The organism is Methylomonas sp. EFPC3 (genome assembly GCF_029643245.1).
GTDB classification, from domain to species: Bacteria; Pseudomonadota; Gammaproteobacteria; order Methylococcales; family Methylomonadaceae; genus Methylomonas; species Methylomonas koyamae_B.
On record NZ_CP116398.1, the window covers coordinates 1,469,287 to 1,494,778 of the forward strand.

A 25,492-nucleotide genomic window follows, 5' to 3' on the forward strand; every position below is an offset into this window, starting at 1 on the left:
TGCATGAGTTTCAGCGAACCGGGCAAGGCCGGTTTCAATCCGTCCAAGCTATTCATCCTGCGGCCGGTAGCAACCTCGCTGCTGATGTTCGCGCTATTGCTGGTCGGCGTGCTGGCCTACCGCTTGTTGCCGGTATCGGCGCTGCCGCAGGTCGATTATCCGACCATCCAGGTCACCACGCTCTACCCCGGCGCCAGCCCGGAAGTGATGACCGCCATCGTCACCGCGCCGTTGGAACGCCAATTCGGGCAAATGCCGGGCCTGACCCAAATGACTTCGACCAGCTCCGGCGGGGCGTCGGTCATCACTTTGCAGTTCAACCTAAACCTGGATTTGGACGTTGCCGAACAAACCGTGCAGGCTGCGATCAACGCCGCCGCCAATTTCCTGCCCAACGACTTGCCGCAGGCGCCGATTTACAGCAAGGTCAATCCGGCCGACACGCCGATCATGACCTTGGCGGTCAGCTCGAAGACGCTGCCGCTGTTCAAAGTCGAAGACTTGGTCGATACCCGCATCGCCCAGAAAATCGCCCAGTTGCCCGGCGTGGGCATGGTCAGCATCAGCGGCGGCCAGCGCCCGGCGGTACGAATACAGGCCAACCACAAAGCCTTGGCGGCTTACGGCATAAGCCTGGAAGACGTCCGCGCCGCGATCGCCGCCGCCAACGTGGCTCAGCCCAAGGGCTCGATCAACGGCCCGGCTCGAGCGGCGGCGATAGACAGCAACGACCAATTACGCTCGGCCGCCGAATACCGCGAGTTGGTCGTGACTTACAAAAACGGCGCGCCGGTCAAGTTAGCCAACGTCGCCAACGTGGTCGACGCTGCCGAAAACGTCCGCTTGGCCGCTTGGGCTAACGACACCGCGGCGGTCATCGTCAACATTCAGCGCCAACCCGGCGCCAACGTGATCGAAGTCGTCGACCGCATCAAAGAATTACTCCCCAAATTGCAGGCCTCGCTGCCCGGCGGTATCGAAGTCTCGGCCTTGACCGACCGCACCGTCACCATCCGCGCCTCGGTCCACGACGTCCAATTCGAACTGCTGCTGGCGGTGGCGCTGGTGGTGATGGTGATCTTCCTGTTTTTGCGCAATATTCCGGCGACCATTATCCCCGGCGTCGCGGTGCCGCTGTCCTTGGTCGGCACTTTCGCGGCGATGTATCTGGCCGAATTCAGCATCAACAACCTGACCTTGATGGCGCTGACCATCGCCACCGGCTTTGTGGTGGACGATGCGATTGTGGTCATCGAAAACATCTCCCGCTACATCGAGCGCGGCGAATCGCCGCTGCAAGCCGCATTGAAAGGCTCCGAGCAAATCGGCTTTACCATTATTTCACTGACGTTTTCGCTGGTCGCGGTGTTGATCCCGCTGCTGTTCATGTCCGACGTGGTCGGCCGCTTGTTCCGGGAATTCGCGATTACCTTGGCGGTGGCGATTCTGATTTCCGCAGTGGTCTCGCTGACCTTGACGCCGATGATGTGCGCCAAATTATTGCGCAGCAGCCAGGCCGGGGCCGAGCCTGAAACCGGCTGGTTCGGCCGATTAATCGCGGCTTACGGCCGCACGCTGGAATGGGTGATGCGCCGGCAAACCGCCACGCTGTTGGTATTCTTTGCGACCGTGGCATTGACGGTGGCGATGTACCTGTGGATTCCGAAAGGCTTTTTCCCCAGCCAGGATACCGGCATCATTCAAGGCTTTTCCGAAGCACCGCAGACCGTGTCGTTTCAGGCGCTGGCCGAGCAGCAGCAAAAGTTGGCCGCTGTCATCCTGGCCAACCCGGCGGTGGCAAGCCTGTCTTCCTTCATCGGCGTCGACAGTATCAACCCGACCCCAAACAGCGGCCGCTTCCTGATTAACTTGAAACCGCACGGGCAGCGGCCGCCGGCATCCGCAGTCATCGCGTCGTTGCAACAACAACTGGCGGGACTGGCGGGAATCGAGTTATATCTGCAACCGGTGCAGGATTTGACGATGGAAAACCGCGTCACCCGCACCCAGTATCAATTTACCCTGGAAGGCGCCGATCGGGACGAACTGAACCGCTGGACCGGTAAATTAGTGGATGAGCTGCGCGCTAAGCCCGAATTCAGCGACGCGGTCAGCGACGTGCTGGATCAAGGCCGGCAAGTGTTCGTCGAAATAGACCGGGCCACGGCCAGCCGGCTCGGCGTCAGCACGGCGGCGGTCGACAATGCCTTGTACAACGCCTACGGCCAGCGTCTGGTCTCGACCATCTTTACCCAGGCCAACCAATACCGGGTGGTGTTGGAAGTCGATCCGGCCGAGCAAACCAGTCCGACGGCGCTGAACGAATTGCGGGTGCCCTCCAGCAATGGCAGCCAGGTGCCGCTATCGGCGATTGCCCAGCTGTCCGAGCGGCCGACCACGTTGGCGATCAACCACCTCGACCAGTATCCGGTCAGCACCGTGTCCTTCAATCTGGCTCCAGGCTACGCCCTGGGCGATGCAATTGCCGCGATCGAAGCTACCAAGCAGCATATCGAATTGCCGTTGTCGATCCGCAGCCAGTACCAGGGCGCGGCCCAAGCCTTCACCGCCTCGTTAACCCATACCCTATGGCTGATTCTGGCGGCGATCGTCACGGTCTATATCGTCCTCGGCGTACTCTACGAAAGCTATATCCACCCGCTGACGATCCTGTCCACCCTGCCTTCGGCCGGCGTCGGCGCGCTGCTGGCCTTACAACTATCGAATAACGATCTGGGCATCATCGGCATCATCGGCATTATTTTGCTGATCGGCATCGTCAAGAAGAACGCGATCATGATGATCGACTTTGCGCTGGACGCCGAACGCCAGCAAGGCCTGCCGCCGGAACAGGCGATTTTTCAGGCCTGTCTGCTGCGGTTCCGGCCGATTGTGATGACCACGCTGGCCGCGCTGCTCGGCGCCCTGCCGTTAATGCTGGGCAACGGCGTCGGTGCGGAACTGCGGCATCCGCTGGGTATCACGATGGTCGGCGGCCTGTTGCTCAGCCAACTGCTGACCTTGTACACCACGCCGGTGATTTATCTGGCGATGGATCATCTGGCGCGGCGGGTGAAAACGGCATTCGGATTGGGCGGCGACGATTCGGCCGAAGCCAACGGCGAGTCGCGATGAATCTGTCGGCATTGTTCATCCGCCGCCCGGTCGCCACCACGCTGCTGACCGTGGCGATTTCGCTGTGCGGGATACTAGCGTTTTTGAGTTTGCCGGTGTCGTCGTTGCCGCAGGTGGATTTCCCCACCGTGTCGGTGCAGGCGCAATTGCCGGGCGCCGACGCCGAAACCATGGCCACTACCGTCGCCACACCGCTGGAGCGGGCGTTGGGCCGCATCGCCGGCGTCAGCGAGATGACTTCCAACAGCTCGCAAGGCTCCACCTCGATTACGCTGCAATTTGATTTAAACCGCGACATCGACGGCGCCTGCCGCGACGTGCAAGCCGCGATCAACGCCGCCGCCGGCATGCTGCCCAGCAACATGCCGAATCGGCCCAGCTACCGGCGCGACAATCCGTCCGACTCGCCGATCCTGATTCTGGCGTTGACCTCGGACAGCATTCCTCGCGGCCAGATGTACGATGCCGCCTCGACGATTTTGCTGCAAAAGATCTCTCAGATTCCCGGTATCGGCCAAGTGCAGATCGGCGGCGCGGCCTTGCCGGCGGTGCGGGTGGAATTGAATCCCAACGCCCTCAGTCATTACGGCATAGGCTTGGACGACGTCCGCACCACCATCGCCCAGACCAACGTCACCCGGCCGAAAGGCGTGTTGGAAAACGCCGATACCCGTTGGCAGATTCAGGCCAACGACCAGGCGCGCAAGGCCGCAGAGTATCTGCCCTTGATTGTGGCTTACCGCAACGGTGCGCCGGTGCGGATCGCCGATCTGGGTCAGGCGGTCGATTCGGTCGAAGACCTGCGCAACACCGGCCTGCATAACGGCAAGCCCTCGGTATTGCTGATCATCCGCAAGCAGGCGCTGGCCAATGTGATCCAAACTGTAGACCAGGTGTTGGCGGTGATGCCGCAACTGAAAGCAGCATTGCCGGGCAACATCGAATTGTCGGTGGTGGTCGACCGCTCGCTGTCGATCCGGGCCTCGATCCGGGAAGTCGAACACGGCCTGTTCGTTGCGGTAGCGTTGGTGATCCTGGTGGTGCTCGTGTTTCTGCGTAACCCGCGCTCGGCGCTGGTGCCGATCGTCGCCGTACCCGCCTCCCTGCTCGGCGCCTGCGGCGTGATGTATTTGTGCGGTTTCAGCCTGAACAATCTGACCCTGATGGCGCTGACCGTTGCCACCGGCTTCGTGGTCGACGATGCCATCGTGGTCGTCGAGAACAGCAACCGCCATATCGAACAAGGGGTGCCGCCGTTCCGGGCCGCGCTGCTGGCGGCCAACGAAGTCGGTTTCACCGTATTGTCGATGAGCGTATCGTTGGTGGCGGTATTCCTGCCCATCCTGCTGATGGGCGGCGTGCCGGGCCGTTTGTTCCGCGAATTCGGCGTAACCCTGTCGGCGGCGGTATTGGTATCGCTGCTGGTTTCATTGACGACCACGCCGATGCTGTGCGCGCGCTGGCTGGGTCGCGACGGCGGGCAACACGGCCGCCTCTATTATGCAATCGGCGCCGGCTTCGACCGGCTGCAACATCTGTACCGCACCAGCCTGGCTTGGACCTTGCGCCACGGCCGATTCATACTGGTGTTGCTGCTGGCGACCATAGGCCTGAACGTTTATCTTTATATCCATATCGACAAAGGCTTTTTTCCGACCCAGGACGGCGGCCGCCTGCTGGGCGAAATTCAAACCGATCAGAACACCTCGTTCCAAACCTTGCAAAAGCAGTTCGGGCAGATCTCGGACATCCTGCTGAAAGACCCGGCGGTGGCCAACGTCGCCGGCTTCGCCGGCAGCTCGCAAAGCGCGAACAGCGCCCGGATATTCATCACCTTGAAACCGCACCAACAGCGCGACGGGATCGACATCGTCATGGAGCGACTACGCAAGGCGGCCGGGCGGATACCCGGCGCCAATCTGCACATATCGCCGTCGCAAGAATTGCGCATCGGCGGCCGGCCGTCGTTCGGCCTGATCGATTACGCGCTGCAAGCCGACGATCTGCAACTGCTCCGGGAATGGACGCCCAAGGTACAGTCCGCCTTTGCCAAATTGCCGGAATTGAGCGACGTCAGTACCAGCCAGCAGGATAAAGGCGAACAGATCGGGCTGACCGTCAACCGCGATCTGGCCGCGCGCTACGGCGTCAGCCAGGCCTTGATCGATAGCAGCCTGAACAGCGCCTTCGGCCAGCGTCAGGTGTCGGTGATCTACAACCCGTTAAACCAGTATCGGGTGATCATGGAAGTAGCGCCGCAATACTGGCAGTCGACCGAGACCTTGAAACAACTCTATATCAGTGCGCCCGGCCAAGCCGGCAGCGGCGGACCCAACCAAGCCAAGCAAATTCCGTTGTCCGCGCTGGCCAGTTTTGCGCCGAGCAATACGCCGTTAACGGTGCGCCATCAGGGCCAGTTTGCCGTCGGCGAATTGTCGTTCAACCTGAAACCCGGCGTATCCATGTCGACCGCCAGCGCCGCGATCGAGCAGACATTGCGCGACATCGGCCTGCCGGCCAACATCACTGCCGGCTTTCAAGGCTCGGGCAAGGCCTTTCAGGAGGCGCTCCGCAATCAACCCTGGCTGATTCTGGCGGCGCTGCTGAGCATTTACATCGTGCTCGGCATCCTCTACGAGAGCCTGACGCATCCGTTCACCATTCTTTCGACCTTGCCATCAGCCGGCGTCGGTGCCCTGCTGGCGTTGATGGCCTGCGGCAAGGAATTCAGCATCATTGCCTTGATCGGGGTGATTTTGCTGATCGGCATCGTCAAGAAAAACGCCATCATGATGATCGATTTTGCTTTGCAGGCCGAGCGCGAACACGGCCTGAACTCGCACGACGCCATTTTCGAAGCCTGCCTGCTACGGTTCCGGCCGATTCTGATGACGACCTTGGCCGCCTTGTTCGGTGCACTGCCTCTGGCCTTGGGCAGCGGTTACGGCGCGGAATTGCGGCAGCCGTTGGGTATAGCGATTATCGGCGGTCTGGTTTTCAGCCAACTGCTGACCTTGTATACCACGCCGGTGGTGTATCTTTACCTGGACCGTTTCCGGCTCTGGCTCAACGGCCGTTTCAGCAACCCGACCGCCCGTCCGGCGGCGAATTCCCAGCCACTGTAATTTCATGCTTCCACGACAAAAAACTGCCGCAGTCTGTTGCTTGCTGACCTTGCCATTGGCCGCCTGCACGGTCGGTCCCGATTACATGCGCCCGCAAGCCACGATCAGCGACGAATTCAAGGAAGCCAAAGGCTGGAAGCCGGCTCAGCCGCGCGACAGCGGATTGCCGAGCAAATGGTGGGAAATTTTCGGCGACCCGCTGTTAAACAGCCTGGAAGAACAGGTCGCCGGCGCCAACCAGTCCGTGATTCAAGCCGAGGCCCAATACCGCCAAGCCCAGCATCTGGTGCAATCGGCGCAATCGTCGCTGTTGCCGGTGGCTACATTGACCGGCAGCTTCAATCGTTTCAAAGCCGCGACCGGCCAAAACGTCGCCGTTGCCGGCGTACGCAATCTATTCGGTCAGGCGGTGGGGATCGCCTGGGAGCCGGATTTATGGGGCCGGGTCCGCCGCCAATTGGAAGCCAATACCGACAGCGCCCAAGCCAGCGCCGCCACCTTGCACGGCTTGATTCTGTCCAGCCAAGCCACGTTAGCCGACAATTACTTTCAATTGAAGACATTGGACGCGCAGAAGGCACTGCTCGATGAAGCCATCGCCGCGTTCGCCAAAACCCTGGAAATCACCAAAAACCGCTATGCCGTTGGCGTTGCCGCCAAAGCCGACGTGGTCCAGGCCGAAACCCAGTTGGAAACGGTGCGCGCCCAAGCCATCGACCTGGGGGTGCAACGCGCTAAACTGGAGCATGCAATCGCAGTATTGATCGGTAAAACGCCGGCCGAATTGGCTTTGGCCCCGGCGCCGCTGAACGCGCAACCGCCTGGTATTCCGGTCAGCCTGCCGTCGGAGTTGCTGGAGCGCCGGCCGGACATCGCCGCTGCAGAACGCCAGATCGCCGCCGCCAACGCCCAAATCGGCGTCGCCAAGGCCGCCTATTACCCGACGTTGAATCTGGCCGGCACCAACGGCTTCCAATCCGGCGACCCCGGCAATCTGTTTACGATGGCCCGGCGCTACTGGTCATTGGGTCCGGCCGGGCTGGCCCTGACCTTATTCGACGGCGGCGTGACGAACGCCCAATACAAACAGGCCATCGCCGCCTACGACGCCAGCGTCGCCGCTTACCGGCAGACCGTGCTGACCGGCTTTCAGGAAGTGGAGGATAATTTGGCCGCGTTACGGATATTGGAACAGGAAAGCCAAGTCCAGGACAAAGCGGTTGCCAACGCCAAACAAGCGCTGGCCTTGACCAACAACCAATACCAAGCCGGCACGGTCAGTTATTTGAACGTGATGACCGCGCAAACCGCCGCGCTGGCCAATCAACAAACCGCCGTGCAGTTATTGGGGCAGCGCCTGTCGGCGGCGGTACAACTGGTCAAAGCCCTCGGCGGCGGCTGGAACGAAACCCTGCTGCCGACCGCAGACCAGGCCGACGGCGAGCGGAAATGGACCGACTATTTGATTCTGCCGCTGGTGGAGTAAACCGGCCAAGCCAGCCGGTTTGGCGGCAAGGCGGCATTCGGCCGGTTCCAGTGATTGTGGCAGGCAGCGAATATCAATGGCACCCGTTGCGAAATCGGTTAACCGCCATCGGCCAACAATACCCGGCCCAATAGACTCTGGGTTTCGATCGCCGCCTCCGGCGCCACCGCGCAACGCCCGATCAGCCCCTGCAACTCGGCACGCAGCGCTTGGTTACCCTGTTGTTCCGAAGCCAGTATTTGGCGGATATCGGCCGACACCGCCGCCAAGGCCGATTGCAACCCCTTGTGCAAGCCCTTTAATGCGGCGTTATACAACGAAGGCTGAATTTTCTTGTGCAAGAAAAACGGAATCAGCCAACTCAAACCGATCAGCAGCACGCTGTGCACGGCAAAGTCGGTACCGAGGTAGGCGCTGTTTTCGGCGGCACTGTGGTAGTAGCCGGAAAAAACCTGATAGCCGACCACTCCCATTGCCGCCAGCGGCAGTAAGGTTTCGCCGACAGCCGCGGCCTTCATCAGCAGACGCTGGGCGCCGTTGCCGGGATTCAACATCGCTTGGCGCCCGGCCAGTTCGGTTTGGGCGGCCAGGGTCTTGCCGGCGTTCTCGCGGATAGTCTGCAGCGCGGACTTCAGCGGTTTGGTCGGCAAATTGGCTTGCGCCGCCTGCAGAATCAGTTCGTCGAGCATATCGTTCAGCCGGTTTTGCGCCCATTCGTCCCATAACGAAATATCGGCGTTCTGGCCAAGCTTGTCCGCCCAACACTTGGCGAGCTGCTGCATGGCCCAGGCCAACCCCTGATGCAAATTCGCTTCGGTTTGCGGCCATAGCGCGTCGAGATTAGTCTGTAAGACGCCAAAATCGCGGCCGTCGATCTCGGCGGCCAGCTGTTGCAAGGTTTGCTGCAGGCGTCTAAGCCGCAGTTGCTGATTGCGGCGTTCCAAGCGGGCAACGTTATGCCGGCCGGACAGCTGCCGCAATTGCTCCAGCAACAGGCCGAATTCGTCGCCCTCAGGTTCGCTGCAACTGGTACGGAACAGGAAGGGGTCGGCGAAGCCGGCCTTGGCCAGCTGCTGTTTGAAGTCGTCGTATTGCACGGCCAGGCCGCGGTCCCATTGGTTCATGACGAACAACCAGGCGTGTTTGGCGCCCTCCGCCAGCAGCAATTGCCAAGCCTTATTGTCGCGATAACGTTCCGGACTGACCACGTACAGCAATACGTCGATATGCGGCAGCCATTCCAGCACCAAGCGTTTGTTGCCGAGTTCGACGCTATCGAAATCCGGCATGTCGATCCAGACGATATGGCTATTGCTCTCATCGTGGTGACGGCTGATTTTGATGCTGTCCAGCGGCAAACCCTCCGGCAGTTTATCGATGCTCAGGCTCTGGTGATGGTAGAGCGTCACTTCCCGCGAGGTCGGCCGTTCGATGCCGGCCCTGGCGATGGCCTGGCCGGCCAGGCGGTTTAACAGGCTGCTCTTGCCGACGCCGGTCCCGCCCATGAAAGCCACGATCAGCGGCATGTCGGTTTGACCGCTGTCGGGCTTAAACAATGGCCCCGAGCCGGCTTGATCCAGGTTGTCGAACAGTCCGGCCTGTTCCGCGCTTATCCGGCCGTGGGCAGCGGCGTTTGTCGCCCAGCGTTGGGCATCGGCCACCAATTCAGAGTATGCGCAAGCCATGTTTCTTCTCTTTCAGCGCGAGCTCTGCGGCATGGCATTGTTGTTCGGAGATGTTGAACCGGGTCTGGCTATGCACGGCAAGCGGCAGTTGGTACAAACGCTGCCTCAGACAGTCGTCGAATAAGGTATTTTTCACGGTAGTGAATTGGTGCTGTTTCAATTCGGCTTCGACCCGATGCATGTAACTGCCGATGGCGCTTTCCGCCAGCAGCGAGGTGATGGTCAAGATCAACGGCGTAATCACCAAATCTTGCACGCCGATGCCGCCGGCCTGAATCGCCAGCAGCATCGCGCCGGCGTCGGTGGTGGCTCGGGTCGCGCGCAGACTGTTCAGAATCAGCGGCTGATCCTGCAATTTGCGGTACAGGCGTTGCGCGGCGGCTTCGACGTCCTGCTGGAAATCTTGATGGTAACTATCGACCGCGCGTTGGTAGGCCAGCAAAATTTCGCCGCGGCGTTGGCGCAAGGCCATCGCGTTTTCCCGCCACCAATAGCTGTCGGCCGGCTCGGTTTCGGTCTTCTCCAGCACCCGGTCGGCCAGCCGGATCAGCAAATGCTCGCCCAATTGCTGCAACACCGCCAGTTCGTGGCTGGGATTGGCCGCCGATTTGGCATTGCCCCAATCCAGCAATTTGCGAAACGGCCAAGTCATGGCCCGTCGGGTCTTGCCCAATACCCGCGCCAAGCCGGGAATCTCCAACAGCGTCAGCAGATTCAACAATGCATTCTGGAAGGTCTGGTAGTGATGGGGGTGATTTAAATAATCGCGCCGGTAGTCTTGCAACGCGTCGGCCAGACATTGGTCCACCAGGGTCTGCCAATGGCGTTGGGCGTGGTGCTCGCTGAATACCGGCTCCAGCCAAGGCAGCCAATAGCGGCTGACAAGCTGTTGCTGCTTGACCGAATGCTTGTTCCTGATGACTTTCTGCGTCAGCTCGGCGACCGCGCTACCGGCGCGGGCCGGCCATTGCGGCTGGGCCGGGGCTTTCTGGAACAAGATCCCCAGCATCGGCGGCGGCGAATCGGCCCGGGTTTGCCGCCATTTGTCGCGCAACGATTCCAAAATGACCGTTTCGCTGCCTTCCATCAGCTTATTGACGCAAATCAGGGTCGGCTGTTGGTAAGCCTCGATGAATTTCATCAACTCCCAAACCGATTGGTCGGCGTATTTTTCCTTGCTGACCACCAAAATCACCGCGTCGGCCAAGGCGATGGTGCGGACCACGCCCTCCCGGTAATCTGCGGAGTCGATCGAGTCGAAATCCGGGGTATCCCACAGTACACAATCGGGTAGCAAGGCGGAAACGTTGCTGCTGGGACTCAGCGAATAACAATCGTAGCGCCCCGGCCGTAACGCGTCGCGCCCCAGCTGTTGGAAACGGCCGAAATAATGCTGCAGGCCGTCGCAAGCCTCCGCCGCCACTCGATGACAGAAGCCCTGGGCATGGACCGTATAGCCGGCCAAAGGGCTGACCCCGGCGCTATCGTTATTCAACAACAAATTGACGACCGAACTTTTCCCGGCCTGGGTCGGGCCGATCACGGCAATCTGCAAAGGCAAGCCCGGCTGGTTTTCCAGCAGCTGGCCTTTGCGGATGAAGGCTTCGGCGTGGAGTAACTGTTCTATGCGTTGCTGGTATTCCCCGAAGCGGGAATGTTTTCGATCCAACTGCTGTAGCACAATTTCGTAACGCTGTTTGAGAAGTTGGATAAAATCCAGCATGTGGTAAGCTTGTGTTTTTAATTACCGAGTAATTTGGTTTGTTGGGTGACCCGCATTACAACCATTATAAATACAAAAATCGGGTTTGTTTATTTAGCCACTGGGGGGCTGCACTATGAAAAAAGCGTCAACGGTATTGGTTTTACTGCTCTGTTCGGTGATGGTCGGTTGCAATAAAAGCAACCAGATCAACGGCAGCAGCATGAAAACCGTCAACAGGTCGATCAGCCATATCAAGGAAAAATTGCCGCTGGACCAACGCATCGAATTCGAAGTGTCGTTCTGGACTCTGCGCGACGAGATCCGCAGCAACCAGGAGTTCCTGGACGCAATTGACGGTAAAACCCCCGAACAGTTGATAGAAACCGGCAAGGAATTGTTCGCCAAACGCAAGTCGTCCGGCAACAAAGAGTACGCTCAATACGATTCCTGGGACCAAATGATTACCCAGTATTCGCAAGAGCGCATCGACCAAAACCGCAAGAAAACGCCTGACGCCCGCGATAAAAACCCGCCGGCACGGGTCGATTACAAAATGCACGCGATGTAATTACTTGCGCGCGGCCACCGGGGCCGGCAGTTGCTTCTGATCCGCAAGGACGGCAACGAACAGGCTGGCCTCGGTAATGGTTTTCTCCATCACCTCGATCAACTTCGAAATATCCACGCCAATCTCGACGAACTCGTGCCGCAACGCTGCAATGGCATGGGCATTGAGGTTGTGCTTCAAAAACAGCACCTGGTCCTGAAACGCCGCCAATACCGGCACCATCCGATTTTCCGCAGTTTGCAGCGCCTTGAGCAAACGCGCATATTGCTGGCGGGATTTTTTCAATTGCTGCTGGCTGCGGGCACGCAAAACCCGATTGCTGTACAAATCCAGCTCCGCTTCCCATTCGGCAAACAAGGCCTCGCTGACCTCCTCCACCGCCTGTATCTTTTGGCTGACGGTGTCGGCCTTGCTGCGGCAGACATCGTAGCGCCGCTTCAATTGCTGGTAGCGTTGTTCCAACGAACTCTCCGGCAAATGCACCAGGGTTTTGAATTTATCCAGCGCCTCGACGAATTGGTCGCGGCTGTCTTTCAGGCTATGGCAGGCCTGGTCGACCTGCATCACGACGATGTCGCGTTTGTGGTGGCCGAGCAGGGACTCCCGGCTCTGGTAATACGCTTTGCGCAAGCGCCGGTTCAGAAGGGCTTTCAGGAAATTAATCATGATGGAACACGAAGTCGTCTTTATTGACCACGCTGATTTTACAGGAAGCGGCGTCAGCGAAACGGGCAAAAGCCGGATCGAGGATGCCTTGCCGCTGCAATTCCGGCCAGTCGGTCCCGGCCACGACCGCCGCCGACTTGACCACCACCAATTCGTCGGCCGCAATCCGCCCGGCCAGCCAGGCGGCCAGACTGTCCGAGGTGACGTCCCAACTAGCCGGAACTCCGGCCGCATCCAATTCGGCGACATGCGGCGCCCAGACCCAGGTTTTGGCCGCCGCCCCGGCTGCAAGCGAGTCGGTAGCGGCTAGGACTTCCAGCTCGGGCAGCAGCCCGCGCATCAATTCGGCCATCTGCTGCATCGCCAGCAAGGCCATCCGGTGCGCCGCGACTTCGTCGAACCGATAATCGCGTTGCGCGGCGCGAACCTGGTCGGCAAACCGGCCGCCGCCCGGAACGATGACTTTAAGTCCCGGCCGCAACGCCACCGCCGCCAAACAAGCCGGCAATGCCGCCGTTTCCAACAAGCTGCCGCCTAGTTTGACGACGCAAATCATTCGCTAAATTGCGCCAACAGCTGCAACAGTGCCGCCGCTTTATCGAAGCATTCCTGATATTCTGCGTCCAGTACCGAATCGTTGACGATGCCGCCGCCGGCCCAGAAGCGAATCGTGCCGCGGTTGTGCACCAGGGTCCGGATCGCGATATTGGTGTCCATATTGCCGTCGAAGCCGACGTAGCCGATCGCGCCGCAATAAACTCCGCGCCGATGCGGTTCCAATTCCTCGATGATTTCCATGGCCCGGATTTTCGGCGCGCCGGTGATCGAGCCGCCCGGAAAACAACTGCGCAACAAATCCAGCGCATGCTGGCCGGGCGCCAACTGGCCGGTGACGGTACTGACCAGGTGATGCACGGTGGCGTAGCTTTCCACTGCGAACAAATTCGGCACCCAGACCGAACCTTTCCGGCAACACTTGCCCAAGTCGTTTCGCAGCAAATCGACGATCATCACGTTTTCCGCCCTGTCCTTGGCGCTAGCCACCAAGTCTTCGATCTGGGCTTGATCCTGTTCCGGGTCCGGACGGCGCGGGCGGGTACCTTTGATCGGCTTGGTTTCGACCGCGCCGTCGGTCACTTTCAAAAATCGCTCGGGCGACGAACTCAGTACCTGGACGTCCGGCAGATTTAAATAGGCGCTGAACGGCGCGGCATTGATCCGCCGCAGCACCTCGAAGGCCTGCCACGGCTCGCCGACGCAGGCGCTGCTGAAACGCTGGGTCAGATTGATCTGGTAGCAATCGCCTTCTTTCAAATAATCTTTGATTTTGTTGAAGGCCGCCGCATATTGGCGCTTGTCCATGTTGGCGGCAGGCGGCTGCAACACCCGGAACGCTGCAGTCGGACCCTGTGGCGATCGTTGGCTGAACTCGGCGATTAAGCGTTGTAGCAGTTCATCGGTCAAACCGTAACCGACCAGCCAGCTTTGCTGTTGCTGATGATCGACGACCACCGCCCAACGGTAAATGCCGACCGCCATGTCGGCAATGCCCTCGGCGTCCGCCGCGATGGCAGGTAATTTTTCGATACGCCGGGCCAAGTCGTAGGCAAAGTAACCGATCGCCCCGCCGCAGAACGGCAAGCCGTCGATTGCCGGCAATACCTCTCCCAGTTGCTGCTTCAACAATTCGAACGGGTCCGCAGCGCTTTCGACGACCTGCCCGTCGCGTTCGATCCTGGTCAGGTTGCCGTAGGTTTGCAGAGTGGTTACGGGCGCATAAGCCAGAATATCGTAACGGTCCTGACGACTGTGAGGTTGCGCGCTATCCAGGAACACCGCCCACGGCAGATGGGCAATAGGGGCGAATAATTGCGCGCTGTCCGGAAAATACGGCAGCGGATGTTTAGTGGGTTTGGCTAGAAGCATTAAACGCGGATGCAGGGCCGGATTGACCGGCAAGGACGTGATTGAACACCGCAAGATTTTATACCAGCCGCCGGCTTTAACCAAACCCGCCGACCCGACTCGCCCGGAAAGGCCCTTAGCGGGCAACGGCCGGATTTAAAAAATGCGACATTAGCGATAGCGCCGACCGCAAATCTCAAGAAATATCTTGATAACACCAATGCCAAGGCTCGTAGCGATAACCTGAGGCATTGTCCGGCGGATAGGACATGACGAAGCCGAAGCGATTGGCGTTGACCTGCAACCAGGCGAAGGCCGCGGTCAGTTCGAAGCCCTGTTGCACCGCCGGTGCATCCTGGCAGGTCAAATCCACGGCGCGGCCGGTGTGGTGTTCGCTGTAGCCGGGCGGCGCCAGCACGGTCAGGATCTCGGCAATTGCCGCGCCGGCGTCGAGCTTGGCGCGGATGATCTCGGCCTGGCGTTCCACGCTGCGGTAGGCCGAGATCAGGTAAATCTCGATGCCGTCGGCCGCTGCGGCGGCCTTCATCGCCTGCCAGGCGCGGCCGGCGGCCGGGGTCATTAGAAACTCCCGGCCTTTATGGTCGAGGTCGGCGACGGCCAAGCGTTCTGCGGCGGGATACAGGCGCAAGCCGCGGGCTTCGACCGCTTCGACGGCAATTCCCAGCGCGGCGCAGAGCGCACGCGGATCGCAGCTTACGGTTTCGGGATGATTGCTCATCTCAGCGGCGGTTGGCCGAACCATTCGCCGCTTGGACTGTTGTCGACCGCCGGCCTGACGTAATCCGGCGCCGCCGATTTCGCAATGCAATCAATGAATTCGATGCGGGCTGTCATCGCGGCTTACGAATATCCAGTTTCCGCATCCGATAGCGCAACGTGCTGGGCTTGACCTGCAAGCGCTGCGCCGCGCCTTGCGGGCCTTCTATGACCCATCGGCTTTGCTCCAGCACCTGCAGGATATGTTCGCGGGCGACCGCATCCAGGCTGGCGTCGCCGATCTGCGGCGGTACGGTTGAAATATCCGTCGCACTGCCCGGCAATTGCTCGGCGCCGATCTCCAGCCACGGCCCGTCGGCCAGGATGATGGCGCGCTCGATGATGTTTTCCAGTTCGCGGATGTTGCCGGGCCAGCGGTAGTTCTGCAAACGTCGCATCGATTCGGCGCCGACGCCGTTGATTTTTTTGCCGATTTTCGGCGCGAATTTGCCGATCAGAAAATCGGCCAGCAGCGGAATGTCTTCCAGCCGCTCCCGCAGCGGTGGCGTGGTCAGCGGAAACACGTTCAGCCGGTAGAACAAATCCTCGCGGAAATTTTTGTTCGCCACCTCCTGCAACAAGTCGCGGTTGGTGGCGGTGATGACCCGTACATCCATTTTGATCGGGGTCTGGCCGCCGACGCGTTCGAATTCGCGTTCTTGGATCACCCGCAATAATTTGACCTGCACGTCCAGCGGAATTTCGCCGACTTCGTCCAGGAACAGCGTGCCGCCTTCGGCCAGTTCGAAACGGCCGATACGTTTGCTGATCGCACCGGTAAAAGCGCCTTTTTCGTGGCCGAACAATTCGCTTTCGATCAGGCTGGACGGCAACGCCGCGCAATTGACTTTAATCAGCGGCCGCTGTTTGCGTTTGCTGGCGGAGTGGATGGCGCGCGCCACGAGTTCCTTGCCGGTGCCGGATTCGCCTTGAATCAGTACCGAGGCGTCGGTCTGCGCCACACGCTGCACCTGGTGCAGCAACGAGCGCAGCGCCGGGCTGCGGCCGACGATTTCCTCGAAATTGTGCTCGGCCTTGATTTCTTCCTGCAGGTAGCGGTTTTGCGCCTCCAACTTGGCTTGCTCCTGTTCCATCAAGACTTGGGCGGTGATGTCGATGAACATCGTCCGCAGAAAACAGCCGCTGGGATCGGTTTTCGACCACCAGCGAATCCAGACCGGTCGGCCATCGTCTTTGCGCCGCAATTCCAGCACCACGCCGGCGCTATCCGTGCCTTTTTCGACCGATGCGAACGCCTGCTGCAACCGGGCCTGGGCTTCCGGCGTCTCCGGCACCAGGGAAATGCCGCGCGTGGTGCTTACTTGCTCTCGAGTTAAACCCAAAATCCGCAATGCCGCCTGGTTGGCTTGCAGAAACCGGGTTTCCACATCCTCGTGCACATAGGCGATCGGCGCTTCGTCGAACAATTCGCGGAAGCGCTGTTCGCTGAGCCGCAGTTGCTGCTCGATGCGCAGCCGGTTCAATTCCGCCGCGGCGCGGGCGGCAAAGATTTTGAAGACATAGAACAGATTGTCCCGCTCCGGCATCGCTTGCCTATCGAACAGCGCCAAGTGGCCGAGTATCTCGCCTGCGCCGTCGCGCAGCGGCACGCCCAAATAACTTTCCACCCCCTGCTCGTGCGGAAACATCTGCGACACGCCGGTAGGGTAATGGCAGAAATTGCCGCGCAACACGTCTTCGCACGGCGTACCGGGCAAATCCCATTCCTGATCGTCCAGAAATTCGCCGTCGGTCCAGAACGCCAAGCAGCGCACCCGGGTCTTGGCCTCGGCAAACTCGGCGACGAAACCGTTCGCCACGCCGGTCGCCAGGCACAAGTTGCGCACCAACGAACGCATGAAGTCGCCGCCGGTGGCTTGGGCGGTGCCTTCGACCACCGCCTTCAGAATCGAAAAATCGTTGGAATCGCTTGGGTCCATATTTACAAAAGAGTGGACGAAAAAAATTGATGCCGCAAAACGCCGCCACATTCTAGCCGCGGCCGCCAAGCCAAGGCCACCATATTTGGCGGCCGCCGCGAAATATCGCGGCTACCTTCAGTGCAAACTTGACCACCGATACCGCCATATTTTCCCAAACCATTGATTAAGCTTAACTAATCTCCCACAACAGAACCTGGCACGGCGCTTGCGATATTCGCTGTGTCGGACGGCGCAGGCTGCCGACACTTCATTAATCTAACTCAACGGAGACTATCCATGAAAAACCCAACCACCGTCGTCAGTACCGCTTTGGCGTCCATCCTTGCCATGAGCGCTGTGGGATTGCCATCCATAGCCGCGGCCGCCGAAAAAAACGATATGGAGAAATGCTACGGCGTCGCCAAAGCCGGCAAGAACGATTGCAAAACCTTGTCCAACGCGTGCGCCGGCCACGCAATCAGCGGTAACCAGAAAGATGCCTTCATCGCGTTGCCGGCCGGCACCTGCGAGCGCATCAGCGGCGGCAGCCTGCAAGCTCCGGCCGGCATGTAATCCGGATCGGTCATGGCGCAGTCACGCAATACCCTATCCTTCGGCGCCGTTAACGCTTCGATTCCGGCTGCGGCCGGAATCGGGCTGCGTTCGCCGCACTACCGCGATGCCTTGCATAGCCCGGCCAAACCGGCCTGGCTCGAAGTGCACAGCGAAAACTATTTCGCCGCGGGCGGCCCGGCGCTACGGATGCTGGAAAGCCTGCGGCGGGACTATCCGCTCAGCCTGCACGGCGTCGGCATGTCGCTCGGCTCGGTAGACGCTCCGAACAAGCGCCATCTACGCCAGTTACAGCAGTTGATCGAACGCATCGAGCCGGCTCTGGTGTCCGAGCATTTGTCTTGGAGTGCGTTCGGCGGCCGCTATTTCAACGATCTGGCGCCGATTGCCTATACCGAATCGGCCCTCGCCGCATGGGTACAACGGGTGGCGCAGGTGCAGGACTTCCTCGGCCGGCCAATCTTGCTGGAAAACCCGTCCAGTTATCTGCAGTTCGAATATGCCGACTACAGCGAAGCCGAATTCCTGAGCCAATTGGCCCGCCGCAGCGGCTGCGGTTTGCTGTTGGACGTCAACAACCTTTACGTGTCCTGCCACAACCACGGTTGGGATGCGCTGGATTACCTGCTCGCACTCGATGCCGACCGCGTGGCCGAATTCCATTTGGCCGGCCACCGCCGCAACCAAATCGGCGCTGACGTAATCCTGATTGACAGCCACGACGGCCCGGTCGCCGAGCCGGTATGGCAGTTGTTCCGCATGGTTTTACAACTGTTCGGCAACCGACCGACGTTGATCGAGTGGGATGCGGATTTACCGGATTGGCACACCCTGATCGGTCAGGCCGCGCGCGCCGATCGCTATATGGAGCAAAATTATGTCCAGGCTGCATGATCTGCAACGCGATTTTACCGGTTTCGTGTTTGGCGACTCCGCCCGGATTCCGGCCGGTATTGTCGCCAACGGCATCGCCCCGGAGCGGCGGATGGCCGTTTACCGCAACAACACCCAAACCGGTTTGAGCCAGGCCTTGGGCGACACCTACCCGGTTATAAACCGCCTGGTCGGCGCCGGCTTCTTCGACCGGCTGGCGCGGGCCTATATCTCCGAATATCCGCCGGCCGCGGCCTGTCTGCTCGAATTCGGCGCCGATTTCGCCGAGCTGATTGCCGGCTTTGCCGCTGCCGCCAGCCTGCCCTACCTGGCCGATGTGGCGCGGCTGGAGTGGCTTTACCACCGAGCCTACCACGCCGCCGAATCCCCAGTTCCGGCGTTGACGACGTTGCGCGATTTCAACCAGGTCGATTGCGGCGAGTTGACGGCAAAGTTGCATCCTAGCGTCGGTTTGCTCGAATCCGGCTATCCGCTGCTGCCGATCTGGCTCAGCAACCAAGCCGATTATCTCGGCGATCCGCAGGTCAATCTGGATGCGGGCGGTTGCCGGCTGTTAGTGTTTCGGCCCCAGTGGGACGTCGAGATCCGGCCGTTGGCATTGGCGGAATACCGTTGTTTGGCGGCATTGGCCGGCAGAGCGAACTTAACCGCTGCCGTCGGCGCCGCTTTGGCATGCGACCCGGATTTCGCTGTAGAACCCTGGCTGCTGGCCGGACTGCGCAGCGGTCTGCTGGCCGATATCGTTTTAATGTAACCGAGGTTAAAGCCATGAATAAGCTGCTTTCGAATCCTGCCCCGGCCGCGCCGGGCAAAGCCGTAAACACATTTTTCCTAAGATTGCGTCACCAGCTGACGCCGCTGGCCGACTTGGTGCTGCGCGCATGGGTCGGCTACGCATTCTGGATTTCGGGTTGGCTCAAGTTGAGCAGTTGGGACAGCACCTTATACTTGTTCCAATTCGAATATGCGGTACCGCTGTTACCGAGCCCGGCGGCAGCCGTGCTGGCCACGACCATCGAACTGCTGGGGCCGCTGGGCTTGTTTCTGGGCCTGTACGCACGCTCGGCGGCGGCGTTACTGTTCGGTTTCAATATCGTCGCGGTGGTGTCTTATCCGGAACTGGGCGCTGCAGGCCTGGAACAACACCGGACTTGGGGTTTGCTGTTGCTGGTGCTGATGGCGCACGGCCCAGGCAGTTGGTCGGTTGATGCCTGTCTCGCGCAGTTGCGCCGCCGGCCGGATTGATGCATGTCGACTTCAAACGCCCATTTGCCTCTGTACGGCAAAACCGCGCTGGTGATCAACTCCACTTGTGCCGCAGGCGCGGCCGCCGCTGAAGCGCTGGCTCTGGCCGGCGCCAGAGTCATGTTGAATTACCCGGATCGGCGCGACGCCGCGGAGCGGCTGGCGGAACGCATCCGCAACCGCGGCGGCCAAGCCATGGCGTTTCGGGCCGATATTACGCTTCCGGGCGAGCTGCGCAGCCTGTGCGATGTGCTGCTGGCCTATTGGGGCCAACCGGATCTTGTGGTCGGCGCCGGTTCGCACTTCGTAGCGCTATCGGTGGCTTTGGGCCCAACCGATCCGCCGGTACTAGCCCTGAGTTATGACGCCGTTGCGGCGTTTTTGGCCGCGGCGGGCGGCGCCAGCCAAACCTAATCGGAACTTGGCGGCAAAATCCTTATCACTGAACAACGCAAGCCGTTTGCAATTTAATTTCCGGACCAGAAGGCATCCATGAAAAATTACCACTATCCCAAAATCCCGGCGGCCGAAATCACGCCAAAACACTTATTTCAAGCCCGCCGCAAATTCTTGCAAACGGCGGGCGGCGCGGCGTTGGCGGCGCTGTTACCGCAACCGCTATGGGCGGCGGGCGGCTTCGGCGAGATCAAAAAGTCGGAATTCAATGCCGACGAATCTTTGACGCCGTTGCAGTCGGTCACCAGCTATAACAATTTTTACGAATTCGGCACCGGCAAGGACGATCCGGCCGCCCGCGCCGGCAGCTTAAAGACCCGGCCCTGGACTGTCAGCATCGAGGGCGAAGTCAAGAAACCTGTCACCTTCGATATCGACCAAATCTTGAAAATGGCACCGCTGGAGGAACGGATTTACCGCCTGCGTTGCGTCGAAGCCTGGTCGATGGTGATTCCCTGGCTGGGATTTCCGCTGGCCGAATTGATCAAACGTGCGGAGCCGACCGGCAAGGCCAAGTACGTCGAGTTCGTCAGCCTGCACGATCCGCAGCAGATGCCCGGCCAGAAATCGGCGGTATTGGAATGGCCTTACCGCGAAGGCCTGCGCCTGGACGAAGCCATGCATCCGCTGACGCTACTGACCGTCGGTTTGTACGGCGAGGTGCTGCCGCCGCAAAACGGCGCACCGGTGCGGATCGTGGTACCGTGGAAGTACGGGTTCAAAAGCGCCAAATCGATAGTCGCGATCCGCTTCCTGGAACAACAGCCCACCACCAGTTGGATGCAGGCCGGCCCCAGGGAATACGGATTTTACGCCAACGTCAATCCGGAGGTGGACCATCCGCGCTGGAGCCAGGCCAAGGAACGCCGCATCGGCGAATTCCTGAAACGCAAGACCCTGATGTTCAATGGCTACGCCGAACAGGTCGCGCCGCTATACGCCGGCATGGACCTGGCCCGCTACTTTTGACCTATGGCTGAGGTATCGCTGAACGGCAAAGCCCTCACCGGCATAAAAATCTTGGCGTTTTGCCTGGCCTTGCTGCCCTTGGGAAAATTGGGCGTCAACGCCTATCTGGACAATTTGGGCGCCAATCCGATCGAAAAAATCACCCACGTTACCGGTTTCTGGACCCTGACCTTACTGATGGTGACCTTGGCGGCGACGCCGCTGCGCCGGCTGTCGGGCTGGAACTGGCCGATCCGGCTGCGGCGCATGCTCGGCTTGTTCGCGTTCAGCTACGGTAGCCTGCATCTGCTGGCTTATTTGGTACTGGACCAGTTCTTCGATTGGGACGCCATCGCCCAGGACATCGCCAAGCGGCCTTATATCACGGTGGGTTTTCCGGCCTTTCTGTTGATGGTTCCGTTGGCGGTGACGTCCACCGATCAAATGCTGCGCCGGCTGGGCGGCAAAAATTGGCTGCGCTTGCATCGTCTGGTCTACCCTTGCGCAATCGGCGGTGTCGTTCATTATTGGTGGCTGGTGAAAAAAGACTTGAGCAATCCGCTTGCCTTCGCCTCGGTTTTGGCGATACTGCTTGGCGTCCGCGTCGCCTACCGGCTCGGCGGACCACTTTTTCGGCGACCTAAGCCGGCCCGGTCAACCTGATTTTTAACTAACGCCCCCTTGAACCCGATCCGCGATTACCTGTTCGTCTACGGCAGCCTGCGCCGAAAATCCGGTGCTTGCGCCAACCATCCGCTGTTGGCCCACTGCGAGTGGGTCGGCCCGGCGACGCTGGCCGGCCGGCTTTATCGTTTGGACGGCTATCCGGGCGCAGTCGACGCCGGCTGCGGCCGGGTCCACGGCGAAGTCTACCGTCTGCGCAAAGGCCGGCGCACGCTGGCAGCACTGGACCGCTACGAAGAATGCACTCGGCATTTTCCGCCGCCGCACGAATACCGCCGGGTGCGGCGTCCGGTGCGTTTGGCCGGCCGGCGGGTTTTGTCGGCCTGGGTTTACCTTTACAATCGCCCGACTGCCGGCTTGCGCGCCATCGCCGGCGGCGATTATTTTCTTCAATTTCAGGAACAGGCATGATCAGCGTCATCCAACGCGTCACCCAAGCCAAAGTCACGGTCGACGGCATCGATATCGGGGTTATCGGCCCCGGCATCATGGCGTTATTAGCGGTGGAAAAAGCCGACACCCCTAAGCAAGCCGATCGCCTACTGGAGCGAATTCTGAATTACCGGATATTCGCCGATGCCGACGACAAGATGAATCTGAGCTTGCGCGATATTAACGGCGGCCTGCTGTTGGTGCCGCAATTCACGCTGGCCGCCGACACCGATAGCGGCAATCGCCCCAGCTTTGCGACAGCCGCGCCGCCGGCAATGGGCCGGGAATTGTTCGAATACGCCCGGCACCGGGCCACGGCAATTTACCCGCATTGCCAATTCGGCCGCTTCGGCGCCGACATGAAAGTCTCTTTGGTCAACGACGGCCCGGTGACTTTTACCCTGCGTTGCCAGGATAAAACCCGCTAAACGCCGGGTACCCAGGCGGAATTTCCAGCGGCCCAAGTTTACGTGGGTCAGTAAACTTCACCGCTATTCGAATGACTGCAAACGCGGGGCGATTTATGCTGCAAAAAATAAACTATGTTAAATAACTCAATTTAATTTGCCGCACAGCCTGCTTACTACTAAAATCCTGTCACCTTAACCCACCATAGAGAGATACTCATGAAGAATCGTCATTTATTGCTGGCCATGATACTGCCTGCGTTGTTTGCCCTCAGCGGCTGCGAATCGGCGAAACCGGTCGACGAGACCAATGCCCAGCCCGCCGAAGTGGCCCCTGCCGCAGTAGCGCCGACGCCTGCTCCGGTTCCTGCCGCGGCGCCGGTGCCGGCAGTAAATCCCGACCATTGCGCCAAACACAAAGCCGATGCGTCGCACGACTGCGAAGCGCATTGCAAAAAAAGTAAAGGCAAAAAAGATAAAGCCTGTCTGAAACACTGCGCCGACAAAGCCTTGGCCGACCACGATTGCGCAAAACATTGCGCCGACCATCCGCACGCCAAAGATGCGGTCTGCGCCAAACATTGCGCGGGCGATGCCAACGCCAAACCTCACGAATGCGGCAGCGAGCACTGTGCGCACCACGAAGCCGACGCGGCCAAACATTGCGACGCCGGCCATTGCGCCCACCACAAAGGCGCAGCCGCCCATGAATGCGGCGCCGAACATTGCCAAAAACACGGCGGTAACATGGCAGACTGCTGCGGCAGTGGCCATAAATGCGATAAGTAATCCATTCCTCGGCCGGAGAAAGCGCTAAACGGCGCTTTCCCCCGGCCGCTCTTCCCACAAATCAATTCGGTTCACAGCGGCTCGGCGCAAGTACCGCAATCCTGATCCGGCCCGGACCCACGGCGCCAGCGGACAAGCACTTTATCACCACTGTGCCCGGTCGCAGCAATAGCACGTCAGACAAAAAAAAGGACCGGTAGCCCATTGGGTACCGATCCAGGCAGGAGCCACGAGGTTCTAAGGAAGAAACAGATCGAATCGACGCAAGCCAACGCGATAACCCGATCGCTGTTTAAGATGGGGCTCGATCGATAAAGTTCAATAGCTTTGCATATTTATAAAATTTTTTTCAAGTTGCTATCGAAGCCCGCCGCACTGCAAAGCGGCGCGATCTTAGTCCGGCGCTCGGTCTCAAGCAGCCACGTCTTTACGGAAAAACCACATCTGGTAGATGCTCAGTAAAATTTGCACGCCCATCGACAGCCCCATCAGCGCGCCGCTCAACACGACCACGTAGGCGAAACTGGAGATCGATTTGGTGATGAACCACGACAGCACGTCCAGCAACATCGCCGCAAACGGAATCACCACCGCTACCCGTTTGACGTAAATGTTGATGTCGCACAGCAAAAAGATCTTGCCGATAAAAAACAGGATGAAGGCAATACCAAACAAATGGATGTGCGAGACCCTGACCAATACCGGCACCGAAGCGCCGCCGGAATGCGCCACTTCCGAGACACCGGCAAAGTTAGTCAAATTGGGTAAGGACGGATTCACCGCCGGATTGTGGCAATGCACGCAATCGCGGTTCAGAATCGGCGCGACGTCCTTTTCGTAACCGTTTTGTTCGGCGCCGTCGTGTATCCATTTCATGATGACTTCCTTGTCGCTTTGGTACTTCAGATTCGGCGCCATGATGCCGTTGATGGCCGAGCCGAGCCGGGTCTGGTTATTGGAGCCGTGGTACATAATGACAATGTCTTCGATCGACAAACCCGGCTTGCCGTCGCGGCCCTGGTGGGTGTAGTACATATTGATCAGCGCCACGATGTAGCCTAGACCGATAGTCAACAGAAACACGGTATTCAAAATTCTTTCGCTGACGGAAATGTCTTTGAAACGGGCATAAGGTTTTGGCATTTAAATTCGGTCCATTGAAATTGAAATCCGGCTCCGCAAAAAAGCCGGTGTTTTGGCAGCGGCCCGACAACAGCCTCTGGGTCTGTCGCAGTTTAACAGCTACATCATCTGCGTATTTCTCGGTATTGTGCATCAGCCAAACCGAACAAAATGTCCGCCAACTAGCCGATCAATTGGTTCCGGATCGGATCGACATTCATCGTTCCCCAGTCAGTCGGATTTATTACTAGAAGTTGACGAACAACGACGCCATGCCCAAATGGTGCATCTTGGCATCGCGGTGGTTGGCATCGTCGAGGTACTGGTTCAAGTAACCCAGTTCGGCCCGAACGTTTTTGTTGAAATTCCAGCCGAGGCCGCTGAAGGCCCGGTTTTGGTCGAAGCCGGATTTGCCGCCCCAGGCGGTGGTGTTAACCCGATAAAACGCTTCGTCCCAGGCGATGAAGCTCAGCCGCGGCTCGAAATCGAACGGATGCATGAATTTGATCATCTGCCGCGGCCGCTCGCGGACTTGGTCGCCGCGCAGGAAATTGGTTTCCCACATGGTGCGGAAGGTGAAGGTGCCGATGTCGGTGGGCAGGATGTAGCGAAACGCCGGCCAAATATCCTGTTGCGCGATATAAGGCTTACCGATGTTCTGGGTCGGCAGCCAGGTATAACCGGCCCAGATCGTGGCCCGGTCGCTCAACGAGTAACCGACCGCGGAACGGACCATGCCCTGATACCAATGCCCCCAGTTGCCGTCGAAACGCGACTGCCCTTCCAGCCAGATGCGGCCTTTCTCCAACGACGGGTCGACCGCTTTGAGACTGCCTTCGCCGACGATTTGCAGCCAAGCGCCGGTATCTTCCGCCAATTCACCGGCATGCGCCAAAGCCGCACTGGCCGCTGTGAACATAAACAAGATGATTTTCAACCAATTGCGAGGATAAGAGTGTTCGGCCATC

The 25,492-nt window shown here is 59.5% G+C and carries 23 protein-coding genes; 14 read left to right on the forward strand and 9 right to left on the reverse strand.

Translation table 11 applies throughout. The annotated features are described in order from the left end of the window. Positions 1-3: 3 nt before the first annotated feature. Genes PL263_RS06630 through PL263_RS06640 form a run of 3 tightly spaced genes read left to right on the forward strand, consistent with a single transcriptional unit; the run spans position 4 to position 7,746 of the window. Entirely contained in the window at positions 4-3,135 is a 3,132-nt protein-coding gene (locus tag PL263_RS06630; RefSeq protein WP_278212248.1) for an MdtB/MuxB family multidrug efflux RND transporter permease subunit, read from the forward strand. Then, positions 3,132-6,260: an efflux RND transporter permease subunit gene (locus PL263_RS06635; protein ID WP_278212250.1), complete on the forward strand. Its 3,129-nt coding sequence runs from the start codon at positions 3,132-3,134 to the stop codon at positions 6,258-6,260. The genes PL263_RS06630 and PL263_RS06635 overlap by 4 nt, the downstream gene beginning before the upstream one ends. Before the next feature lie 40 nt (positions 6,261-6,300). Beyond that, entirely contained in the window at positions 6,301-7,746 is a 1,446-nt protein-coding gene (locus PL263_RS06640) for an efflux transporter outer membrane subunit (protein ID WP_347568940.1), read from the forward strand. 98 nt (positions 7,747-7,844) lie between these two features. Here PL263_RS06640 and PL263_RS06645 read toward each other — a convergent pair whose 3' ends face one another. After that, positions 7,845-9,431: a GTPase gene (locus PL263_RS06645; protein WP_278212253.1), complete on the reverse strand. Its 1,587-nt coding sequence runs from the start codon at positions 9,429-9,431 to the stop codon at positions 7,845-7,847. Next, positions 9,412-11,154, reverse strand: coding sequence for a GTPase (locus PL263_RS06650; RefSeq protein WP_278212255.1), 1,743 nt, complete (start codon positions 11,152-11,154; stop codon positions 9,412-9,414). Before PL263_RS06650 ends, PL263_RS06645 begins: the two co-directional genes overlap by 20 nt. 115 nt (positions 11,155-11,269) lie before the next feature. On the opposite strand from PL263_RS06650, the gene PL263_RS06655 reads away from it, so the two are divergent. After that, a complete protein-coding gene (locus PL263_RS06655; protein WP_278212256.1) occupies positions 11,270-11,704 on the forward strand; it encodes a DUF6694 family lipoprotein in 435 nt (144 codons plus the stop codon). On the opposite strand, the gene PL263_RS06660 is transcribed toward PL263_RS06655, so the two are convergent. The 5 genes from PL263_RS06660 to PL263_RS06680 form a co-directional block, all read right to left on the reverse strand. Beyond that, positions 11,705-12,370, reverse strand: a complete 666-nt coding sequence (locus tag PL263_RS06660) for a DUF2959 domain-containing protein (RefSeq protein ID WP_278212258.1) — start codon at positions 12,368-12,370, stop codon at positions 11,705-11,707. Beyond that, positions 12,363-12,926 (reverse strand): uridylate kinase, encoded by a 564-nt coding sequence (locus PL263_RS06665; protein ID WP_278212259.1) that lies wholly within the window; start codon positions 12,924-12,926, stop codon positions 12,363-12,365. Before PL263_RS06665 ends, PL263_RS06660 begins: the two co-directional genes overlap by 8 nt. Then, complete coding sequence (gene pabB, locus PL263_RS06670; RefSeq protein WP_278212260.1) at positions 12,923-14,296, reverse strand: aminodeoxychorismate synthase component I; 1,374 nt, start codon at positions 14,294-14,296, stop codon at positions 12,923-12,925. The genes PL263_RS06665 and pabB overlap by 4 nt, the downstream gene beginning before the upstream one ends. A gap of 175 nt (positions 14,297-14,471) precedes the next feature. After that, a complete protein-coding gene (locus tag PL263_RS06675) occupies positions 14,472-15,014 on the reverse strand; it encodes a M15 family metallopeptidase (protein ID WP_278212261.1) in 543 nt (180 codons plus the stop codon). Between the two features lie 112 nt (positions 15,015-15,126). Continuing rightward, positions 15,127-16,992 (reverse strand): sigma 54-interacting transcriptional regulator, encoded by a 1,866-nt coding sequence (locus PL263_RS06680; protein ID WP_278212263.1) that lies wholly within the window; start codon positions 16,990-16,992, stop codon positions 15,127-15,129. 279 nt (positions 16,993-17,271) lie between these two features. Between PL263_RS06680 and PL263_RS06685 the strand changes: the two genes are divergently transcribed. From PL263_RS06685 to PL263_RS06730, 10 genes are all read left to right on the forward strand, one after another. Further along, positions 17,272-17,547, forward strand: coding sequence for a DUF2282 domain-containing protein (locus tag PL263_RS06685; RefSeq protein WP_278212264.1), 276 nt, complete (start codon positions 17,272-17,274; stop codon positions 17,545-17,547). Between the two features lie 12 nt (positions 17,548-17,559). Next, on the forward strand, positions 17,560-18,441 hold the full coding sequence (locus PL263_RS06690; RefSeq protein WP_278212266.1) for a DUF692 domain-containing protein: 882 nt from the start codon (positions 17,560-17,562) through the stop codon (positions 18,439-18,441). Further along, positions 18,425-19,195: a DNA-binding domain-containing protein gene (locus tag PL263_RS06695; RefSeq protein WP_278212268.1), complete on the forward strand. Its 771-nt coding sequence runs from the start codon at positions 18,425-18,427 to the stop codon at positions 19,193-19,195. Before PL263_RS06690 ends, PL263_RS06695 begins: the two co-directional genes overlap by 17 nt. Before the next feature lie 14 nt (positions 19,196-19,209). Beyond that, entirely contained in the window at positions 19,210-19,686 is a 477-nt protein-coding gene (locus tag PL263_RS06700; protein WP_278212269.1) for a DoxX family protein, read from the forward strand. Between the two features lie 3 nt (positions 19,687-19,689). Next, positions 19,690-20,100, forward strand: coding sequence for an SDR family oxidoreductase (locus tag PL263_RS06705; RefSeq protein WP_278212271.1), 411 nt, complete (start codon positions 19,690-19,692; stop codon positions 20,098-20,100). Positions 20,101-20,178: 78 nt separating this feature from the next. Further along, positions 20,179-21,111 carry a protein-methionine-sulfoxide reductase catalytic subunit MsrP gene (gene msrP, locus PL263_RS06710; RefSeq protein ID WP_278212272.1) on the forward strand — a complete coding sequence of 311 codons (933 nt, stop codon included), beginning with the start codon at positions 20,179-20,181 and terminating at the stop codon, positions 21,109-21,111. A gap of 3 nt (positions 21,112-21,114) precedes the next feature. Further along, a complete protein-coding gene (locus PL263_RS06715; protein WP_278212273.1) occupies positions 21,115-21,753 on the forward strand; it encodes a protein-methionine-sulfoxide reductase heme-binding subunit MsrQ in 639 nt (212 codons plus the stop codon). Between the two features lie 18 nt (positions 21,754-21,771). Next, positions 21,772-22,185 (forward strand): gamma-glutamylcyclotransferase family protein, encoded by a 414-nt coding sequence (locus tag PL263_RS06720; protein WP_278212274.1) that lies wholly within the window; start codon positions 21,772-21,774, stop codon positions 22,183-22,185. After that, entirely contained in the window at positions 22,182-22,634 is a 453-nt protein-coding gene (dtd, locus tag PL263_RS06725) for a D-aminoacyl-tRNA deacylase (protein ID WP_278212276.1), read from the forward strand. The genes PL263_RS06720 and dtd overlap by 4 nt, the downstream gene beginning before the upstream one ends. Before the next feature lie 198 nt (positions 22,635-22,832). Beyond that, a complete protein-coding gene (locus PL263_RS06730; protein WP_278212278.1) occupies positions 22,833-23,402 on the forward strand; it encodes a hypothetical protein in 570 nt (189 codons plus the stop codon). 411 nt (positions 23,403-23,813) lie between these two features. On the opposite strand, the gene PL263_RS06735 is transcribed toward PL263_RS06730, so the two are convergent. Both PL263_RS06735 and PL263_RS06740 read right to left on the reverse strand, forming a co-directional pair. After that, positions 23,814-24,545, reverse strand: a complete 732-nt coding sequence (locus tag PL263_RS06735; protein ID WP_278212279.1) for a hypothetical protein — start codon at positions 24,543-24,545, stop codon at positions 23,814-23,816. Positions 24,546-24,771: 226 nt separating this feature from the next. Further along, a complete protein-coding gene (locus PL263_RS06740; RefSeq protein ID WP_347568941.1) occupies positions 24,772-25,491 on the reverse strand; it encodes a DUF2490 domain-containing protein in 720 nt (239 codons plus the stop codon). Position 25,492: the final 1 nt, after the last annotated feature.

What these genes read in the sequence shown, in the direction of transcription:
- PL263_RS06650 (WP_278212255.1), bottom strand. Translation starts at nt 11,154, where the DNA reads ATGCTGGATTTTATCCAACTTCTCAAACAGCGTTACGAAATTGTGCTA.
- PL263_RS06665 (WP_278212259.1), bottom strand. Translation starts at nt 12,926, where the DNA reads ATGATTTGCGTCGTCAAACTAGGCGGCAGCTTGTTGGAAACGGCGGCA.
- PL263_RS06695 (WP_278212268.1), top strand. Translation starts at nt 18,425, where the DNA reads ATGTCCAGGCTGCATGATCTGCAACGCGATTTTACCGGTTTCGTGTTT.
- PL263_RS06680 (WP_278212263.1), bottom strand. Translation starts at nt 16,992, where the DNA reads ATGGACCCAAGCGATTCCAACGATTTTTCGATTCTGAAGGCGGTGGTC.
- PL263_RS06700 (WP_278212269.1), top strand. Translation starts at nt 19,210, where the DNA reads ATGAATAAGCTGCTTTCGAATCCTGCCCCGGCCGCGCCGGGCAAAGCC.
- PL263_RS06655 (WP_278212256.1), top strand. Translation starts at nt 11,270, where the DNA reads ATGAAAAAAGCGTCAACGGTATTGGTTTTACTGCTCTGTTCGGTGATG.
- PL263_RS06675 (WP_278212261.1), bottom strand. Translation starts at nt 15,014, where the DNA reads ATGAGCAATCATCCCGAAACCGTAAGCTGCGATCCGCGTGCGCTCTGC.
- PL263_RS06635 (WP_278212250.1), top strand. Translation starts at nt 3,132, where the DNA reads ATGAATCTGTCGGCATTGTTCATCCGCCGCCCGGTCGCCACCACGCTG.
- PL263_RS06660 (WP_278212258.1), bottom strand. Translation starts at nt 12,370, where the DNA reads ATGATTAATTTCCTGAAAGCCCTTCTGAACCGGCGCTTGCGCAAAGCG.
- msrP (WP_278212272.1), top strand. Translation starts at nt 20,179, where the DNA reads ATGAAAAATTACCACTATCCCAAAATCCCGGCGGCCGAAATCACGCCA.
- PL263_RS06685 (WP_278212264.1), top strand. Translation starts at nt 17,272, where the DNA reads ATGAAAAACCCAACCACCGTCGTCAGTACCGCTTTGGCGTCCATCCTT.
- PL263_RS06690 (WP_278212266.1), top strand. Translation starts at nt 17,560, where the DNA reads ATGGCGCAGTCACGCAATACCCTATCCTTCGGCGCCGTTAACGCTTCG.
- PL263_RS06645 (WP_278212253.1), bottom strand. Translation starts at nt 9,431, where the DNA reads ATGGCTTGCGCATACTCTGAATTGGTGGCCGATGCCCAACGCTGGGCG.
- PL263_RS06705 (WP_278212271.1), top strand. Translation starts at nt 19,690, where the DNA reads ATGTCGACTTCAAACGCCCATTTGCCTCTGTACGGCAAAACCGCGCTG.
- dtd (WP_278212276.1), top strand. Translation starts at nt 22,182, where the DNA reads ATGATCAGCGTCATCCAACGCGTCACCCAAGCCAAAGTCACGGTCGAC.
- PL263_RS06735 (WP_278212279.1), bottom strand. Translation starts at nt 24,545, where the DNA reads ATGCCAAAACCTTATGCCCGTTTCAAAGACATTTCCGTCAGCGAAAGA.
- PL263_RS06715 (WP_278212273.1), top strand. Translation starts at nt 21,115, where the DNA reads ATGGCTGAGGTATCGCTGAACGGCAAAGCCCTCACCGGCATAAAAATC.
- PL263_RS06630 (WP_278212248.1), top strand. Translation starts at nt 4, where the DNA reads ATGAGTTTCAGCGAACCGGGCAAGGCCGGTTTCAATCCGTCCAAGCTA.
- PL263_RS06740 (WP_347568941.1), bottom strand. Translation starts at nt 25,491, where the DNA reads ATGGCCGAACACTCTTATCCTCGCAATTGGTTGAAAATCATCTTGTTT.
- PL263_RS06730 (WP_278212278.1), top strand. Translation starts at nt 22,833, where the DNA reads ATGAAGAATCGTCATTTATTGCTGGCCATGATACTGCCTGCGTTGTTT.
- pabB (WP_278212260.1), bottom strand. Translation starts at nt 14,296, where the DNA reads ATGCTTCTAGCCAAACCCACTAAACATCCGCTGCCGTATTTTCCGGAC.